The sequence below is a fragment of the Lacrimispora sp. YZC11 genome (assembly GCF_057543815.1).
The window spans coordinates 482,751-498,889 of record NZ_BAAJYQ010000005.1 but is presented as its reverse complement, the minus strand read 5'-3'; the positions used below and the strand labels follow the sequence as shown (position 1 = coordinate 498,889).

At 44.0% G+C, this 16,139-nt stretch carries 17 protein-coding genes; 9 read left to right on the top strand and 8 right to left on the bottom strand.

The genetic code is table 11. From position 1 onward, the window contains the following. Positions 1 to 15 precede the first annotated feature (15 nt). The 8 genes from AC27IJ_RS05375 to AC27IJ_RS05340 all read right to left on the bottom strand — a co-directional run bounded on the left by AC27IJ_RS05375 (position 16) and on the right by AC27IJ_RS05340 (position 8,307). Positions 16 to 981, bottom strand: coding sequence for a hypothetical protein (locus AC27IJ_RS05375; RefSeq protein WP_312441658.1), 966 nt, complete (start codon positions 979 to 981; stop codon positions 16 to 18). 11 nt (positions 982 to 992) lie between these two features. Next, positions 993 to 2,576 carry an MBOAT family O-acyltransferase gene (locus AC27IJ_RS05370; protein ID WP_313257958.1) on the bottom strand — a complete coding sequence of 528 codons (1,584 nt, stop codon included), beginning with the start codon at positions 2,574 to 2,576 and terminating at the stop codon, positions 993 to 995. A gap of 3 nt (positions 2,577 to 2,579) precedes the next feature. Further along, complete coding sequence (locus tag AC27IJ_RS05365; protein WP_312441660.1) at positions 2,580 to 2,807, bottom strand: acyl carrier protein; 228 nt, start codon at positions 2,805 to 2,807, stop codon at positions 2,580 to 2,582. Next, on the bottom strand, positions 2,792 to 3,991 hold the full coding sequence (locus tag AC27IJ_RS05360) for a diaminopimelate decarboxylase family protein (protein WP_312441662.1): 1,200 nt from the start codon (positions 3,989 to 3,991) through the stop codon (positions 2,792 to 2,794). The genes AC27IJ_RS05365 and AC27IJ_RS05360 overlap by 16 nt, the downstream gene beginning before the upstream one ends. Further along, entirely contained in the window at positions 3,988 to 5,505 is a 1,518-nt protein-coding gene (locus AC27IJ_RS05355) for an amino acid adenylation domain-containing protein (protein WP_487147837.1), read from the bottom strand. The genes AC27IJ_RS05360 and AC27IJ_RS05355 overlap by 4 nt, the downstream gene beginning before the upstream one ends. A 6-nt stretch (positions 5,506 to 5,511) precedes the next feature. Next, the gene (locus AC27IJ_RS05350) at positions 5,512 to 6,840 is read right to left on the bottom strand and encodes a HAMP domain-containing sensor histidine kinase (RefSeq protein ID WP_313152323.1); all 1,329 of its coding nucleotides are present in this window, start codon (positions 6,838 to 6,840) and stop codon (positions 5,512 to 5,514) included. Then, positions 6,830 to 7,543, bottom strand: a complete 714-nt coding sequence (locus AC27IJ_RS05345) for a response regulator transcription factor (RefSeq protein WP_487147835.1) — start codon at positions 7,541 to 7,543, stop codon at positions 6,830 to 6,832. The genes AC27IJ_RS05350 and AC27IJ_RS05345 overlap by 11 nt, the downstream gene beginning before the upstream one ends. A 125-nt stretch (positions 7,544 to 7,668) precedes the next feature. Then, on the bottom strand, positions 7,669 to 8,307 hold the full coding sequence (locus tag AC27IJ_RS05340) for a DUF1801 domain-containing protein (protein ID WP_487147833.1): 639 nt from the start codon (positions 8,305 to 8,307) through the stop codon (positions 7,669 to 7,671). A 194-nt stretch (positions 8,308 to 8,501) separates the two neighbouring features. Here AC27IJ_RS05340 and AC27IJ_RS05335 point away from each other — a divergent pair, with 194 nt between their 5' ends. The 9 genes from AC27IJ_RS05335 (at position 8,502) to AC27IJ_RS05295 (ending at position 16,138) form a co-directional block, all read left to right on the top strand. Continuing rightward, complete coding sequence (locus tag AC27IJ_RS05335; protein ID WP_312441670.1) at positions 8,502 to 9,071, top strand: ferritin-like domain-containing protein; 570 nt, start codon at positions 8,502 to 8,504, stop codon at positions 9,069 to 9,071. A gap of 164 nt (positions 9,072 to 9,235) precedes the next feature. Next, positions 9,236 to 10,150: an MBL fold metallo-hydrolase gene (locus AC27IJ_RS05330; protein WP_313152327.1), complete on the top strand. Its 915-nt coding sequence runs from the start codon at positions 9,236 to 9,238 to the stop codon at positions 10,148 to 10,150. A 435-nt stretch (positions 10,151 to 10,585) separates the two neighbouring features. Beyond that, positions 10,586 to 12,493, top strand: a complete 1,908-nt coding sequence (locus AC27IJ_RS05325) for an NADH-quinone oxidoreductase subunit 5 family protein (RefSeq protein WP_487147830.1) — start codon at positions 10,586 to 10,588, stop codon at positions 12,491 to 12,493. A 1-nt stretch (position 12,494) separates the two neighbouring features. Then, positions 12,495 to 13,355: a respiratory chain complex I subunit 1 family protein gene (locus tag AC27IJ_RS05320; RefSeq protein ID WP_312441676.1), complete on the top strand. Its 861-nt coding sequence runs from the start codon at positions 12,495 to 12,497 to the stop codon at positions 13,353 to 13,355. Positions 13,356 to 13,403: 48 nt separating this feature from the next. Then, a complete protein-coding gene (locus AC27IJ_RS05315) occupies positions 13,404 to 13,841 on the top strand; it encodes an NADH-quinone oxidoreductase subunit B family protein (protein WP_312441677.1) in 438 nt (145 codons plus the stop codon). Positions 13,842 to 13,952: 111 nt separating this feature from the next. After that, positions 13,953 to 14,294, top strand: a complete 342-nt coding sequence (locus AC27IJ_RS05310; RefSeq protein ID WP_312441678.1) for an NADH-quinone oxidoreductase subunit C — start codon at positions 13,953 to 13,955, stop codon at positions 14,292 to 14,294. Positions 14,295 to 14,332: 38 nt separating this feature from the next. Then, entirely contained in the window at positions 14,333 to 15,412 is a 1,080-nt protein-coding gene (locus AC27IJ_RS05305) for a hydrogenase large subunit (protein ID WP_312441680.1), read from the top strand. A gap of 55 nt (positions 15,413 to 15,467) precedes the next feature. Continuing rightward, positions 15,468 to 15,833, top strand: a complete 366-nt coding sequence (locus AC27IJ_RS05300; RefSeq protein ID WP_312441682.1) for a 4Fe-4S binding protein — start codon at positions 15,468 to 15,470, stop codon at positions 15,831 to 15,833. Then, complete coding sequence (locus AC27IJ_RS05295; protein ID WP_312441683.1) at positions 15,800 to 16,138, top strand: hydrogenase maturation nickel metallochaperone HypA/HybF; 339 nt, start codon at positions 15,800 to 15,802, stop codon at positions 16,136 to 16,138. Before AC27IJ_RS05300 ends, AC27IJ_RS05295 begins: the two co-directional genes overlap by 34 nt. Position 16,139 lies beyond the last annotated feature (1 nt).

Here is a 16,139-nt window from a genome sequence, read left to right as displayed (position 1 = left end):
AATGCTCTTTAAGAGTTAATTCTGTTCCGTAAGTTTAAGATAATTTTTCAGCTCTTTGTTCCAGATTATAAACCGTTCATCCGTCCGGTGATCGGTCAGGTCCGTGTGTTCGGACAAGTATTTTCCCATATAGTCCGACACTTTTTTGGCACCAAAGTAGTTTAAGTGATCACCGTCATCACGGGAGTCTTTTGCCCAATCGATGCCCAGGGTTTCAATATCTAAATTTAAGTCAATGTAAGTCAGCTGGTTAACGTTTGCAAAGGCTGCGGCTGCATTGTGCTTGGCGTAGGACCAGCACTTTGGCGACGGTGCGCTGTACACGATCAGTTGGATATCCTTATTCCTGCATAGGTTTACGATTTTATTTAAGTATAACAATGGCTGCTCGTCGATCACATAAACATCCTCTGTTTCAGTGACATAAGGCCCGCTCTTGTAGGGATTTACGATTGCGCTGTATTGGTATCCCTTATAAACAGTGGTCGGCTCCAGCTTTACCTTATGGCCTATGGTTTTCAGCATGTAAAAATGAAAAAATTTCCAGTTATCGTGGTATTTGTAAATGGGAAATATTTTTTTGACTGCTTCTTCAATGGAAGTTTCAAGGGTGTTGATGTATTTGAAATCCCGGTAAAATGCATTGGTTTCCAGGAAAACAACTTTTGGATGCTGGTTTCTAAGCAGCCGTTCCAGCAAATAGTAAGTATCCTGCAATTGCTGGCTTGGGACGCCGCAGTTATATCCGGAATAGCCGTAAGCATTCCAGACCTCCATGGGAGAAATGCTGGCGCTGCATTCGCTGTCCCCGATTGCCACATAGTCTATGGTGTCCTTTGGTTCCTTTAGGATGCCATTTGCCTTTTTGTATAGGCTATCCCCCATGTTGTTGTAAGGGAGGAGCAGGTAGGAGATAATGTACAATAAAATAAAAAGTCCGGTTAAAAATGATATTGATTTAATCTTGTTTTTGCTCTTCATCTCATCACCCCTTAAAATCCGGCATATATAAGTTTTGCAGGTAAATATCCGTCGCCGTACGCCCCCAAAACAATAATAAGAAGGATCGCAGCGTAAAGAAAACTCCAGCGGGCAAACATATTCCAGCCGGAAATCCTATCGCGGATAGAAATCCCTTTTTCATGGATTATGCCCACTGTATATACCGCAATAAAACCAAAGAATACGGCAATGAAATCCGGCAGAGACAGTCCAAGCTTAAACAGTGAGCCGTCTGTGACAGCAGACCAGTGAAAGCCGGTGAAAATGGACAGGAACATGCTCATACCGGCGGTCAGGCTGTTTGCACGGAAGAAAAGTTCTCCCGTAAACACGATCAAAAGCAGCTTCACCGTCTGGAAACACTTATACAAGGCGGAGGCCCGGTCGATCCTTAAGGCATTGGTCATCTTTTGGATCACCGGTTCCAGCAGATTTCCCAATAGAATGAGGACAAAATAATACATTCCAAAGAAAATATAGTTCCACCCGGTACCATGCCACAGCCCGTTTAAGATCCATACGCCAAACAGGGCGACGGAAGAAGAAATGATCTGCCCTAAATGCTTTCCATATTTGGCACGGGATTTTTTCCCTAAATTCTTGACGAATTTGGTTAAGGATATGGGATAAAAAATGTAATCCTTTAACCAGGCGCCAAGGGTAATATGCCAGCGTCTCCAGAATTCTGATGCGGTTTTGGAGAAAAAGGGCTGACGGAAGTTCTCGGGAATGATTACTCCAAACATTTCTCCGGTGCCGATGGACATGTCAATGCAGCCTGAAAAATCCGCATATAACTGAAAGGTATATAAAACGGCTCCGGCGATAACGATGATCCCGCCATAATGATTGGGGGTGTCGAAGATCGTTTCCACAAGCAGGTTAAGACGGTCTGCTATAACAAGCTTTTTAAATAATCCCCACATCAACCGCTGAAGGCCGTAGGTAACGTTCTTGTATTCCAATGGCTTCCCCTTGCAGAGGGCTTCGGCAGTCTGAGAGTAGCGGCAGATCGGGCCTTCTAAAAGGGTCGGAAAAAAGGAGAGGTACAAGGCCAGTCTGCCTAAATTGTCGTCAGCCTCTATTTTTTCATAATAGACATCGATCAGGTACGAGATTGCCTGCAGGGTGTAAAAAGAAATCCCAATGGGCAGGGCGAATTTCATGGTAGGCAGAAGCCTTGGGAAGGATATCGCTTTTAATACTAAGTTAAAGTTTTCAAAAAAGAAACCGGAGTATTTTAAAATCAATAAAATGCTAAGCTGCAATCCGATCCCAAGCCATAAGATCCTGCGGCGTTTGGCCTCATAGGCTGCTTTTTTTGCCTTTTTATCCTCCGGGGCGTAAACTGCCGGCATATAGTCTTTTTTGCAGGAAGCAAGCCAAAGGCCGATGTGGTGAATGGAAAGTGTAGAAAAAAGCAGATATGCCAGCAGTTTTCCGCTAAAGGAAAGGAAGAAAACATAACTGGCAATCAGCAATACTTTATAACGGAAGCTTTGGGGCGCAAGCTGGTAGGCCAGCAATGCAACCGGCAAAAAGATGAAAAGATATAGGAGGGAATTATAAGCCATCTTTTATTCCTCTTTTAAACGATGGATCATATCCCACATTGCTTTTGCAGAGTTAAAATTAGCGGGTACCATGTCTATGGGAGTGATCTCGATGCCAAATGCATCTTCAAGCTCTGGAATGAGGGAGAGAATGGAGAATGAGTCTAAGAGCTCTCCGTCAATAAGTCTTGTTTCTGTTTCATAATCAATCCCTGGGTTGATGTCATTTAAGATTTCTAATAATTGTTCCATAGTTTCGTCTCCTTAGGTTTAAAATAATTTAAAACATCCGTTTGAAAGTGAGATCTTGCAATGCGGAAATTTTCTTTTGCAGAATAGAGAAGGATCTGAGGCAAATCCCGGCTTAAAAATAATGACATGCCTTCTGTTGCCGAATAAGCGCCGGTCTTTTGGAAAATAAGACGGTCTCCCGTCTGAAGGTTTTGGAAGGGGTATTGCTTCACAAGCACATCATTCACCGTGCAGAGAGAGCCGCAGACGGTCCATTCCTTTCTATCTCCCTCCCTGTGATTAAAATGAAGGATGGGCGGCTTTTTCATGGCGAGCATTTGCCCGTAATAATTTAGCTGGTGGATACCGCCGTCAACGATGCAGTAGGGCTCTCCCTTGTTTGTTTTCATATCCACTACGCTGGTCACATAGGAGCCGCAGGGAGCTGCGATGAATCTTCCCATCTCCAATGCGACCCTGCCGCCAAAGGTAAGCTTTTTGATGGACTCGGCAAGGCCATATAACATCTGATCCTCTTCATTTTTCTCTTCCTCAAAATAGCAGATGGGAAGTCCGGGGCCATACTCCAGTCTTTTGACTTTAAATCCGTATTCCCGGTTTAAATCCAGGCAAAATTGGTCCAGCATATGAAGCTCGTTTTCCAATTTGGTTATGGACTTCTTCTGGGTACCGGAAAAGTACTGGATCCCCTCTATTGTTATAAATTTATGGACACCTCCTGCAATGATTTGCCGGATCAGGCTTTCATCCATGCCGAATTGGTTTCCGGAGGTCAGGCGGAGGAGGACCCGGACGGGTATTTGAAGGCTTTCTGTACAGGCGGTAAGAATCTGCCAGTGGGAGAGAGACTCAGCGGTATATATGATCTGATCCCCATAGTGTTTCAAGGTATATTCCATGTCCTCATGCTTCTTATGTACGCCGGACATAACCACTTTCCCCATGTTGATACCGGCTCTTTCGCAGATGGAGAATTCGCCGGGAGAACAGACCTCAAAGGAATCAACCATTTCCTCTAAATCCTTGATGACAAATGGATTGGCCTTCATGGCATAACATAATTCTGCATCATCGCCCAGTACATCCCTGATTTTTCTCACCTGCATGGCCAGGATATCCGTATCAAACATGTAGAAAGGGGTTTTGTATTCATGAATGGCATATTCAAACTTTTTCTCGTTCATGGCTGGTTTCCTTTACACCTCTCCAATAATTTTTTTCTGTCTATTTTTCCGTTTGCGGTAACCGGTAATTCCGGCAGGGGATAAAAGGCGGACGGGATCATATAAACCGGCAGGGTTTCCCTCATCCGTACTGAAATTTCCTTTCCTTCCATATCACCCACATAAAATGCACCAATCCGGTTTTTCTCATCATCAAAGACGCAGCATGCCCGCTGAATGAGAGGATAGCTGTTTATGACGGCCTCGATCTCTTCCAGTTCTATTCGGTGACCCATATGCTTGATCTGGAAGTCCTTGCGCCCGGCAAAGCAAAGCTCCCCGTTCTCATGATAGAAAGCCAGATCACCGGTCCGGTAAATCGTTTCCAGGCAGTGAGTGTTAAGGGGATTCTGTACAAATGCCCGTTTTGTCTGCTCCGGATTGTTATAATACCCCAACGCCAGAGCCGTACCGGAGACGCAAAGTTCTCCGATCCTGACTTTTTCTGAGATCAGTTCGTCATTCTGGTCCAGGAGAAAGACTTTTTCATTGGGAAATGCCTTTCCTATGGGAAGAGTTTCATGAGCTTCAAATATCCGGTCCACTTGGTAGTAGGTACAGTTGCATGTAATTTCCGTTGGTCCGTACAGGTTAACATAGTGTGCATCAGGAAGATATTTCTGCCAGGTCGTTAAATGCTTCACAGGCATTGCCTCGCCGCTGAATAAGATCTTATTGACTTTGGAAGGGACTTTATAGGTGAACCCCTTTAATTGGGTGATCAGGCACAGGGCCGAAACCGCCCAGATCAGGGTTGTTACCTGACGTTCGCACAGAAAGTCAAGGAGCTCCGTGGGAATGGAGAATAATTTCTTTGGAATGATGACCATGGTGGCTCCCACTTTAAGGGTGGAATAAATATCCTTGACAGACACATCAAAATCAAAGGGGGCCTGGTTCCCGATAATGTCCTCCCCGGTTATGCCGAACATGGAAGGAAAATATTCCATAAAATCAATGACCGACCGGTGACTGACCAATACGCCCTTTGGAACGCCGGTGGAACCGGAGGTAAAGTTGCAGTACAGAGGATCTATATCCAGAGAGAAGTCACGGATAATCTTTAAGGGTTCTTCCCTTATTTCACATTTCACAACCTCATGGTAATCAAACAGATTACCTGAAAACTCCATGTCTTTTAGCAGGGCCCCATGATCCCCAATGGTGATGATGGAACCTGCATTCAGCACATGAAGAATCTGCCGGATGCGGGCAGCAGGCTGTGCCGGGCTGATCAGGACATAGAAGCACCCGGCATATACAATGCCCATGAACGCTGTCAATGCCTCCACGCTTTTATCCATAAAAACCACAACAGGGCTTCCGGGTGATTCATAACCGGAAAGAAAGCTGCCGATCCGTTTTGCATTTAATAACAGTTCCTTATAAGAACAGTTTTTTTCCTGATCTTCCACAGCAATTTTTTCCGGGCAGATGCTTGCTGAGTGTTCAAGATACTCCAGTACGTTTCTCATAGGTTTTTACTCCTCTCTGACTGGTTCGATTGGAAACGTTACACGGACTTTGAAATTTGTCCGGTTTTCTTGTATCTCAAAGGTACCGTTCATTTGTTCTACTATTTTCTGACAGGTTTTCAGTCCGATGTTGGTGCTTTCCAAAAACACGCTGTCCTTGCGGATCTCATTGGAAATGGTGATGATCAGGTCATTGCCGTCCATATAGCTTTTGACTATGATCGGCCCATCCCCTCCGGCATATTTTTTTATATTGGAAAACAGGTTATCAAATAACCGCCTTAAATATTGGATATCAGCAGTTATGCTGCAGGGCTGCTCTACATATTCCGTTTTTACATCAAATCCCAAGTTGCCAAGGTCAAATACGTGTTCCATAAAAAGCTGCTGGAGCAGGATCTTTGCATCGAATGATTCCATCTGCATTAAGATCCTTTCCTTACCGAATACAAGAAAATACTGGAACAGCCGGTCGGATAAGTCTTTTAACTGAATGGATTTTTCCTTGCAGCTCTTGATGTATTTGTCAAGCTGTTCTTCCGAATGGTAACTTTTTGAGTCCAGTATTTCCAGGTAGCCAATCAGGGAGGTAAGCGGCGTTCGTATGTCGTGGGATATGGAAGTGATCAGCTCACTGTTTGCTTCCCAGGCTTCCTTTTCACTTTTATATCTTGTAATAATGGAATTTCTCATGTTATCTGCATTGATTGCCAGAAGAGAAATCTCATCATTTCCTTTATAATAAATCGGCTGCTCCAAATCTCCTTTTTCAATCAGGGATACCTCTTTTGACAAAAGCATGATCCTGGCAATGATCCGGTGGTTATAGAGGATCAGGATCACAAACAGAAACAGGAAAAAGACTCCCCATGAAACATAGGATACCAGGTTATACCATTTTATTTCCGATGAATCGATAATGGATACGGAGTAAGTTCCGTCGCTGAACGTGATATCCCGAGTGGCCTCCTTGATGTTTTCCTCAACGGAGCCGATGGCCTCATAGGAAGTGTAGGAATCATTCCAGAAGCCGGATTCGTAGATGATTTCATTGTCGTTAAAAATGGTCACGTAAACGTATTTATGGTTTTTCACCCATTTGGAAATGGATCTTACGTTTTTCACGGATATATTGTATTTATTAATGTAATTTTCAAAAGAGTTTTGATAATTGGTCAGCCGTTTCCATGCGGCATCTTCATTCATATGGTTCCTGGAAACCAGATAATCGCCAAAAGCCTGGGCGGCAAAGTACATCCCAAAGCTGATGACCGCTCCGAAGATCAATACAAATATTTGCTTATACCGTAAAGATGAGATCCATTTATGCTTCATCGATCTGATAGCCCTTTCCCCAAACGGTTCGTATGATGGTGGGATTATTAAAATCCAATTCCAGTTTTTTCCGGAGCTTTAAAATGTGAACCATGACGGTATTGGTGGAAGAAGGGAAGAACTTATCGTTCCATACGCCCTCATAGATTGCCTGTGCGTCTTTGGCTTTTCCCCTGTTCTTGACCAGATACATCAAAACCTGATACTCTGTGTCCGTAAGCTCAATTTTTTGATTTTCCCGGTAAACAAAACGGCCTGTGGTATCAATCAGAATATCCTGTAGACGGATTTCCGAAATGCCGGAGAGGGGTGTTCCTTTCCCTTTATAGACAACATACCTTCTTAAAAGAGAGCGGACCTTCATGAGAAGCTCTGCCTGTGAAAATGGTTTTACAAGATAATCGTCGCCGCCGTTTTCATAGGCCAGCCTTTTATCGCTCTCCTTTGATTTTGCTGTTAAAAAAAGCACGGGAGCAGATGATATCCGCCGGATCTGGGTACAGGCATCGATCCCTGATAAACCGGGCATCATGATGTCTAAAATAATAAGATCAATATCAGGATTGCCTGTGACGGCTGCGACTGCATCGTTTCCATTTGCCGCTGACCATACGGAATAGCCATTGTTTTCCAGCTGAATGCGAAGAACTTCCCGGATGTCTGCATCGTCATCCACTACCAGTATCTGCTGTGATGTATTCATGGATCGGCAGCCTCCTTTTCTATTATTTTAATATGAAAAATTATATCATTTATGGATAGAATAACAATGGAATTTAAGGGAATTAAGAATTATTAAGAAACGGTCCGAGAGTAAAAGAAGACCGGTCAGGAAGGACCGGTCTTTGTGCTTTTTTTAGGGGAGTATGCCATGCCCATATAGGCATCACCGGAACGCAGCTCATCTAACATCTGGTCGATCCGCTTCCTGCGGGTTTCCGGACGCCGGGCTCTTGTGATCCAGCCGATATAATCATTTTTCTGATAGGGAGGGCGGGCATCATAAGCCTCGGCTAAATCTTCTTTCTGAAGCTCTGCCATTATATCATCGGGCATGGGATAGCGGGGCCGCAATGTTTTTTCCTTTGTTTTTCCCGCTTTTTTCTCTTCAAAAAGAGCTGCCTGTTCGGCGGTCCGAAACCGGACCATTCTTTCTATGAGTTCATAGGGAAGGGGCTTGTCATAGGGAAACTGAACCGTACCCTTTGAGTAACGGTATTCCTTCAGCTCTTCCTGAAAGGCAATGATGGCGGAAGGTGCCGGATGAAACCCAATATGCTTTTTCTCTGCGGAGAAATGAACCAGATTGCCGTGATAGACAAATGTGGCCATTCCCCAGCTGATTTTTTCCGTTGCTTCCGGTGCGGCCTCTTTTATGGTCTGGTACAGCTTTCCCAGGATGGGCTGAATTTCCGGGTTTTGGCCTGCAATGTATTCATCGATGGTGGTTGGGAGTTCCTGTTCCATATCCTACCTCCTCTTTCTATCGTTTATTTTATTTTACCACAAAAATTATGTTTTAAAATAAAAAATAAAATTCTTGTTTCCTTTTTGCTTTTTACAGAAATAATATCATATTTTCAATTATTTTGCTTTAAACCAGCACTGGCTTTGGGGAAATATCATAGAATATGGAAAGAATCTTATTAGGAGATTGCATAATGGGTTATTATGATTACGAAGGTTACCATCCCTATTCCAATGGTTATATCGCTCCATACTGGAATACGGCGGCATATCCCCTGTCGTATCAACAAGTGGTGAATATTGACATTTTCACATATCCCCAGAATCTTGACGGCGCTCTTGAATTAATTCAGGAAGCACTTGCAGGAGAAACCGAGGACGGGATATTTTATGCGTGGCTGATAGATCAGGCTCCCACAGAAGATGATAAACAGATAATTTCCGGCATCCGCGACAATGAAATAGGACATTATGCATTATTCCGGCAGATTTATCGTGATCTGACCGGTGTAATGGCGCCTGCTGTGGAGGGTGAGCCCTTTATGGAACCTGAAAGTTATTGCGATGGCCTGTCAAAAGCTTTGTTAGGCGAGCAGAATGCAGTACAAAAATACCGAAAAATCCTTTATGCCATGCAGTCACGCCTCCATATAAATATGATAACTGAAATCATCACAGATGAAATCCGGCATGGAATTCTGTATAATTATCTCTATTCTAAAAATGGCTGCGGGAGCGGGAGTCAAAGCCAAAACCAGAGCTAAAGCCAAAGCTAAAGCCAAAGTTAAAGCCAAAGTTAAAGCGAGAACTAAAGCCAGCCAGTTAATGCCTAAAAGCATGATTTTAAAGCAGCCGGGTCCTGTGGGATCCAGCTGCTTATTTATTGCCGTTTTTGTAAGATATTCCCCAATAGGAAGGAAATCATGATATGATGAACATACAAGAAAAAGCACCAAAAACGAAAGGTGGAAAACATATGGCCATAACGGAAAGCAATATACAAAACCACGGTACCGGCATTATGAAGGAAGGAGAGGAATTAATACATGAAATGAATGAAAGCGAGCCGGCTTTTGGAGAATCGGCAATCTGGTGGCTTGGGCAGATCGGTTTTGCCGTAAAGCTTGCCGGCAGGATTTTTTATCTGGATGCGTTCTTATCCCAACATCCGAACAGGAAGATCCCGTCCTTGTTAAAGCCTGAGGAAGTGACAAATGCGGATTACTTCTTTGGCAGCCATGATCATACGGACCATATTGACAGAAAGGTATGGCACCAGTTATCAGTCAGTTCTCCAAATGCCAAATTCATAGTATCAAAGCTGCTTATCCCTTCTCTTTCCAATGATCTGAATATAAAAGAGGAACGGTTCATCGGACTAGACGATGGAATTACCCTGGAGCTTTTGGATGATATCCGCATGACAGGGATCGCCGCCGCCCATGAATTCCTCGACCAGGACCCGGCTACAGGCGCCTACCCCTATCTGGGCTGTGTCTTGGAAGGCGGCGGCTGTTCCCTGTATCATTCCGGCGACACCTGCATTTATGAAGGAATGTATGACAAGCTTAGGAAATTCGGGAAACTTGATGTGATGTTCCTTCCTATCAACGGGCGTGATGGCAGGAGATACAGAGAAAACATCATCGGCAATATGACGTATCAGGAAGCGGCGGATATGGTAGGTACTTTTAGGCCCGGTCTGGCAGTTCCGGCACATTATGAAATGTTTGACAAAAACAGTGAGGACCCGCTGCTGTTTGCAGATTATCTTACGGCCAAATACCCTGGCATAAACTACTGGATCGGCAGGCATGGAGAGCGGATTCTGGTTAAACGCTAAGGGATAAAAAAGGCATCCGAAGGAGGATTCGGATGCCTTTTTATTAATTTAACGATTTCTTCACACCCGGATTTCCTGTAAGAAGATGACAACTCGTTAAAATACTGTTTAATTTCCTTGGAATCTTGTTAAGAAGTTGTATATATTTTTGCAAAAAGACATGGTTTGTTCCTGTATTTTCCCGTTTTATCCTGTTTTATAAGAAGTTCACACTTCCCTATGAATTGAATTTCCATATTCTGCTTTTGGGTGTAAAAGTTGTGTAAATTGTACACAAAACAAAACATTGACAACCACTTTTAGTGTGATATAATGAGCACGAATTAATCGAAGATGCGGAAAAGATCATTCAGTTAGAGAATTTTGACGGTGTCGTTGATTTTTTTGTTCTTGATTGTGACGGATATAATAAAACAAAAACAGGGTGATGAATGTATGGGTGCGATTACAGGATTAATTTTATTTCCATTGGCTGCGGCGTTAGGGATTTTACTGGTTAGAAATGATGAGGTAAGGAATATGATTGTCAGGGTAGGAGCCGCTGGTACGGCTGTATTGACTCTGGCAGTTGTAGGGTTATATTTTAAGAATGGAATTGTTTTGTCCTTCCGCTGGGAAAAGACGATTGAAGTTATCATGGCAATGACAGAGACGGCAGTGGCCGTGTACGTGATTTCCCTTGGTATCCGGTATAAAAAGTATGCTGTTTCGGTTTTATCATTTGTACAGACGGCATCAATGCTCTGCTTTGAATTAACGGTAAAACATAAAATTGAAGTAAAACATGCCATGATTTTCGACAAGCTGACAGCAATTATGGTATTGGTTATTGGACTGGTAGGAAGCCTGATTTGCATTTATGCGGTGGGGTATATGAAGACATACCATATTCACCACAAGGAATATAAAGAAAGGAAAAGCTTCTTCTTCGCAGTTCTATTTTTATTCCTTTCCGCCATGTTTGGAATCGTATTAAGCAATGATCTTACCTGGATGTATTTTTGCTGGGAGCTGACGACTCTTTGTTCCTTCCTGCTGATCGGCTATACCAGGACAAAAGAAGCCAGAAACAATTCCTTCCGCGCCCTTGTGATTAATCTGGGAGGCGGAGTTGCTTTTGCGGCTGGGATCATTTTCATCGGTATTTATTACAATACCCTGGAATTGTCGGTGGTTACTTCCATGAAGCCGGAAGCTGCTTTGATGATCCCCGTGTTTTTCCTGTCCCTGGCCGCACTGACCAAATCAGCCCAGCTGCCCTTTTCCTCCTGGCTTCTTGGAGCGATGGTGGCGCCCACGCCTTCTTCCGCATTGCTGCATTCCGCTACCATGGTGAAAGCAGGTGTGTATTTAATCCTCCGTCTTGCTCCTCTGTTAGGTGCAACTCCTGTAGGAAAAACCGTAACCTTCGTGGGAGGAATAACTTTTCTGGCCTGTTCCCTGATGGCTATTTCACAAAGCGACGCCAAGAAGATTTTAGCTTATTCCACTCTGGCAAACCTTGGGCTCATCATAATATGCGCCAGCATCGGAACCCAGGAATCCTTATGGGCTGCCATCCTTTTGATCATATTCCATGCAGTGTCCAAATCCTTGCTTTTTATATCCGTTGGCTCCATCGAGCATCAGATCGGGAACCGGGATGTAGAAAATATGGATGTCCTTCTTGGAATTTCAAAAAAACTCGCGCTTTACATGATGATCGGCATTGCAGGAATGTTTCTTGCCCCATTTGGAATGCTGATATCAAAATGGGTTGCTATGAAGGCATTTATTGATTCAAATAACATTATCATTGTCATTATTCTGGCTTATGGCAGTGCCGCCACATTGTTTTACTGGACAAAGTGGATGGGGAAACTGGTATCAAGGGCAAATATGAATCATCAGAGTGAGAGTAAATTTCATCTGGATGAGGAAATCCCCATTACAATCCTTGCGGCAATGGTAGTGGTGTCCTGCTTTACCTTTCCGCTGGTATCGAAATATGCCCTGATTCCTTATCTGACTGAGGTATTTGGCAGACCGGCTTCGATCCCCATCGGAACCAATGATATTAAGCTGATGCTGTTTATGCTGAGCATGCTCATCCTTCTGCCCATCAGTTTTATCCCGTTTTATAAAAACGATAAAAGAAGAAAAGTTCCGGTTTATATGGCAGGAGAAAACACCGGAGATAATGAAACGTTCTATGGAGCTATGGAAGAAAAGAAAAAGATGGAACTGCGTAACTGGTATATGGATGATTATTTTGGCCCCAAGAGATTATCTCTGTGGAGCGATGTCATAGCTGCCGCAATTCTGGTCGGCGGAGTTATACTGATGATAGGAGGAATGGCGTAATATGAATATTGTAATCCTGATAGGAATCGCTGTGCTTGCTCCTGTTGCAGGCGGCCTGCTGACCGGAATTGACCGTATTTTATCAGCCAGGCTTCAGGGGAGGCAGGGACCGCCATTATTTCAGCCATTTTACGATGTACTGAAGCTGTGTCAGAAGGAATCCATTGAGGTTAATTCCATGCACCGTTTCTTCGTGTATATTTCACTTGCGTTTGTGGTATTTACCACGTTGATCCTGCTTTCAGGCGGAGATATCCTGTTAGCCATATTTGCCCTGACTCTTGGCTCTGTATTTTTCGTATTAGGCGGCTATGCATCCAATTCACCCTATAACACCATTGGTTCGGAAAGAGAGTTGCTGCAGATCATGGCTTACGAGCCCATGGTGCTGCTTACCTGCATTGGCTTATATTATGCTGAGAACAGTTTTTTTGTAAAGGATATTATAATGGCGAATACGCCATCGATTGTTTATCTTCCGGGAGTGTTTGTGGGACTATTATTTATCCTGACATTTAAGCTTAGAAAATCACCCTTTGATTTAAGCATGTCCCACCATGGACATCAGGAAATCGTAAAAGGCATTACCACCGAATATTCCGGCAAGGATCTGGCCGTGATTGAGGTGACCCACTGGTATGAGGTGATTATCTCTCTGACTCTGGTTTTTGTATTTTTTGCAACTGCTGCACCGATGAGCCGTGTTTTTGCGGTCATCGTGTGCCTGCTGGTTTATTTTCTTGAGATCATTATAGACAATGGAGCCGCTAGGCTTAAATGGCAGCAGGCTCTTAAATCAGCGTGGATCGTAACCGGTATTATGGGTACGGTGAACTTAATTATCCTGTCATTTTTCAGATAAACTACTGGCAGGTCATGAAAACTGCCCAAAGGCGGAATGGAGGATATTATGAGTGTCGTAAAAAAATCGCCCTGGATTCTGCATTATGACGGTACAAGCTGCAATGGCTGTGACATAGAAGTGCTGGCATGTCTTACGCCCCTTTACGATGTGGAGCGTTTTGGAATTATTAATACAGGCAACCCAAAGCACGCGGATATTTTACTCATTACCGGAAGTGTAAATGAACAGAATATACCGGTCGTAAAGCAGCTTTATGAACAGATGCCTGATCCAAAGGCAGTGGTGGCAATTGGAATCTGTGCCACGTCAGGAGGCATTTTTGCAGAATGCTATAACGTGGTCGGCGGAGTAGGAAAGGTAATTCCGGTGGATGTTTACGTGCCGGGCTGTGCGGCCCGCCCGGAATCAATCATAGATGGTGTCGTGAAAGCACTTGATGTTTTGGAAGAAAAGAGAAAGAAAACCGGCAGAAAGAAATCTTAAGGGCTGCGGGGCGGCAAAGAAGAAGGTTGAAAGAAAAGGATTTTTCAACTTTGAATTTGTGAATCAACAGGATATGCAAGCATATCCGCTTGATTCATTAGGAGGCAAATTATGGCTGAACAGATTTTAAACGAGATCTCCGCAAATGATCTGCTGGCGGAGACACTGAAAATAAAAAATGACGGTTACCGGCTTGTTGCCATTACCGCTACCAATCGGGAAGGCATGGAATTGACCTATTCCTTTGATAAGGATCATGAGTTTTTAAACTTAAGGATCATAACCGATACAGAGACAGAACTGCCAAGCATCAGTATTATTTACCCTTATTCCTTCCTGTATGAAAATGAGATAAAGGAGCTATTCGGAGTAAAGATCACTGGGATTACGCCGGACTTTAACGATACACTGTATAAGATTCCGGTTAAAACACCGTTTCACATGAACGATTAGGGAAATGATGCCATTTCGCATCAGAATGGAGGCTACTTATGGGAAACAGGACAATTGTTCCTTTTGGTCCTCAGCATCCGGTGCTTCCGGAGCCGATCCATCTGGATCTGGTTCTGGAGGATGAAAGGGTTGTTGAGGCGATCCCAAGAATCGGATACATTCACAGAGGACTGGAAAAACTGGTAGAAAAGAAAGATTATCAGCAGTATGTCTATGTTGCGGAGCGGATCTGCGGTATCTGTTCCTTTATGCATGGTATGGGCTACTGTATGTCAATAGAAAGCATTATGGAGGTGGAGATCCCGGAGCGGGCAAAATTCCTGCGGACCATATGGGCCGAGCTGTCCCGTCTGCACAGCCATCTTTTATGGCTGGGCCTTCTGGCCGATGCCTTTGGATTTGAAAGTCTGTTCATGCAATCCTGGAAATTAAGGGAGCAGGTTCTGGATATTTTTGAAGAAACCACCGGAGGCAGAGTCATATTTTCCGTGTGCGACATCGGCGGTGTGAAAAAGGATATCTCTCCTGAGACATTAAGCAGGATTCGGGATGTATTGACCGGCATGGAAAAGGATTTAAAAGAGGCTGCCGCCGTATTCTTAAACGATTCCACAGTAAAACTCCGCACAAAAGGAGTTGGCGTGCTGTCAAAGCAGGCGGCTTTCGATCTGGGAACAGTGGGTCCCATGGCAAGGGCCAGCGGGATTGAAATGGATATAAGGTCTCAGGGATATGCGGCTTATGATAAACTGGATTTTAAGCCGATTACCGATCAGGGCGGAGACTGCTATGCCAGAACCAAGGTCAGGATCGGGGAATTGTTCCAGTCCATTGATATTATCAGGCAGTGCATTGCCATCATGCCCGATGGAGAGATAAAAAGAAAAGTAACAGGAAATCCAAAGGGAGAGCATTTTACCCGTCTGGAGCAGCCGAGAGGAGAGGTCCTTTATTATACAAAAGCAAACGGAACAAAATTCCTTGACAGAGTCAGGGTCCGTACCCCTACCTTTGCCAACGTCCCGGCTTTGCTTGAGACTTTAAAGAACTGTTCTCTTGCCGATGTGCCGATCCTGATCCTTACCATTGATCCATGCATCAGCTGTACCGAGCGGTAATACCCCCGGTCCATGAAATGTTATTGCTGGGAAGAACAGCGGAATTGAGGATAGTATGTCTATATTAAGGATGTCAAAAACGCTTATAAAGAACCTGATTCATGGTCCCTATACGGTTCCATATCCGGTTAAGCGAAAGGAAACATATGAACGCACCAGAGGAAAGATCGGGATATCGGTGGAGGAATGTATATTCTGCGGGATGTGTGAAAGAAAGTGTCCCACAGGAGCCATTCAAACAGATAAATCGAAAACCCTGTGGAGCATTGAAAGGCTTAAGTGTATCCAATGCGGTTATTGCAGTGAAGTATGTCCGAAGAAATGTCTTAGGATGGAAAACCAGTACACCGAGCCATCATACGGAAATGTAAGGGATGAATTTGTGAAATGCATGAATACCCAATCACCCGGCGAATCATAGAAATTGCCGGAGAATATGCTGAGAAATACCACGCAGAAGAAGTAAAGGCCATCAATCTGGTGGTGGGGGATACCTGCGGTTATGTAGCCAGTTCCATTGAACTTTATTTTGATTTGATCGCGGAGGGAACTCCCTGTGAAAACGCGAAGCTTCATATGAAACGGGTAGCGCCTGAGCTTCAGTGCAGCGCCTGCGGAAAATTTTTTGTCCGAAAGCCCTTTACTTTTGAATGTCCTTACTGTAAAGGAGAAGGCCGTCCTACAAACATCGGGCAGGAGTTTTATATCAAGTCGATTGAAATTTAGA

Coding starts and splice junctions, on each gene's coding strand:
- AC27IJ_RS05375 (WP_312441658.1), bottom strand. CDS start 981: ATGAAGAGCAAAAACAAGATTAAATCAATATCATTTTTAACCGGACTT.
- AC27IJ_RS05370 (WP_313257958.1), bottom strand. CDS start 2,576: ATGGCTTATAATTCCCTCCTATATCTTTTCATCTTTTTGCCGGTTGCA.
- AC27IJ_RS05365 (WP_312441660.1), bottom strand. CDS start 2,807: ATGGAACAATTATTAGAAATCTTAAATGACATCAACCCAGGGATTGAT.
- AC27IJ_RS05360 (WP_312441662.1), bottom strand. CDS start 3,991: ATGAACGAGAAAAAGTTTGAATATGCCATTCATGAATACAAAACCCCT.
- AC27IJ_RS05355 (WP_487147837.1), bottom strand. CDS start 5,505: ATGAGAAACGTACTGGAGTATCTTGAACACTCAGCAAGCATCTGCCCG.
- AC27IJ_RS05350 (WP_313152323.1), bottom strand. CDS start 6,840: ATGAAGCATAAATGGATCTCATCTTTACGGTATAAGCAAATATTTGTA.
- AC27IJ_RS05345 (WP_487147835.1), bottom strand. CDS start 7,543: ATGAATACATCACAGCAGATACTGGTAGTGGATGACGATGCAGACATC.
- AC27IJ_RS05340 (WP_487147833.1), bottom strand. CDS start 8,307: ATGGAACAGGAACTCCCAACCACCATCGATGAATACATTGCAGGCCAA.
- AC27IJ_RS05335 (WP_312441670.1), top strand. CDS start 8,502: ATGGGTTATTATGATTACGAAGGTTACCATCCCTATTCCAATGGTTAT.
- AC27IJ_RS05330 (WP_313152327.1), top strand. CDS start 9,236: ATGATGAACATACAAGAAAAAGCACCAAAAACGAAAGGTGGAAAACAT.
- AC27IJ_RS05325 (WP_487147830.1), top strand. CDS start 10,586: ATGGGTGCGATTACAGGATTAATTTTATTTCCATTGGCTGCGGCGTTA.
- AC27IJ_RS05320 (WP_312441676.1), top strand. CDS start 12,495: ATGAATATTGTAATCCTGATAGGAATCGCTGTGCTTGCTCCTGTTGCA.
- AC27IJ_RS05315 (WP_312441677.1), top strand. CDS start 13,404: ATGAGTGTCGTAAAAAAATCGCCCTGGATTCTGCATTATGACGGTACA.
- AC27IJ_RS05310 (WP_312441678.1), top strand. CDS start 13,953: ATGGCTGAACAGATTTTAAACGAGATCTCCGCAAATGATCTGCTGGCG.
- AC27IJ_RS05305 (WP_312441680.1), top strand. CDS start 14,333: ATGGGAAACAGGACAATTGTTCCTTTTGGTCCTCAGCATCCGGTGCTT.
- AC27IJ_RS05300 (WP_312441682.1), top strand. CDS start 15,468: ATGTCTATATTAAGGATGTCAAAAACGCTTATAAAGAACCTGATTCAT.
- AC27IJ_RS05295 (WP_312441683.1), top strand. CDS start 15,800: ATGCATGAATACCCAATCACCCGGCGAATCATAGAAATTGCCGGAGAA.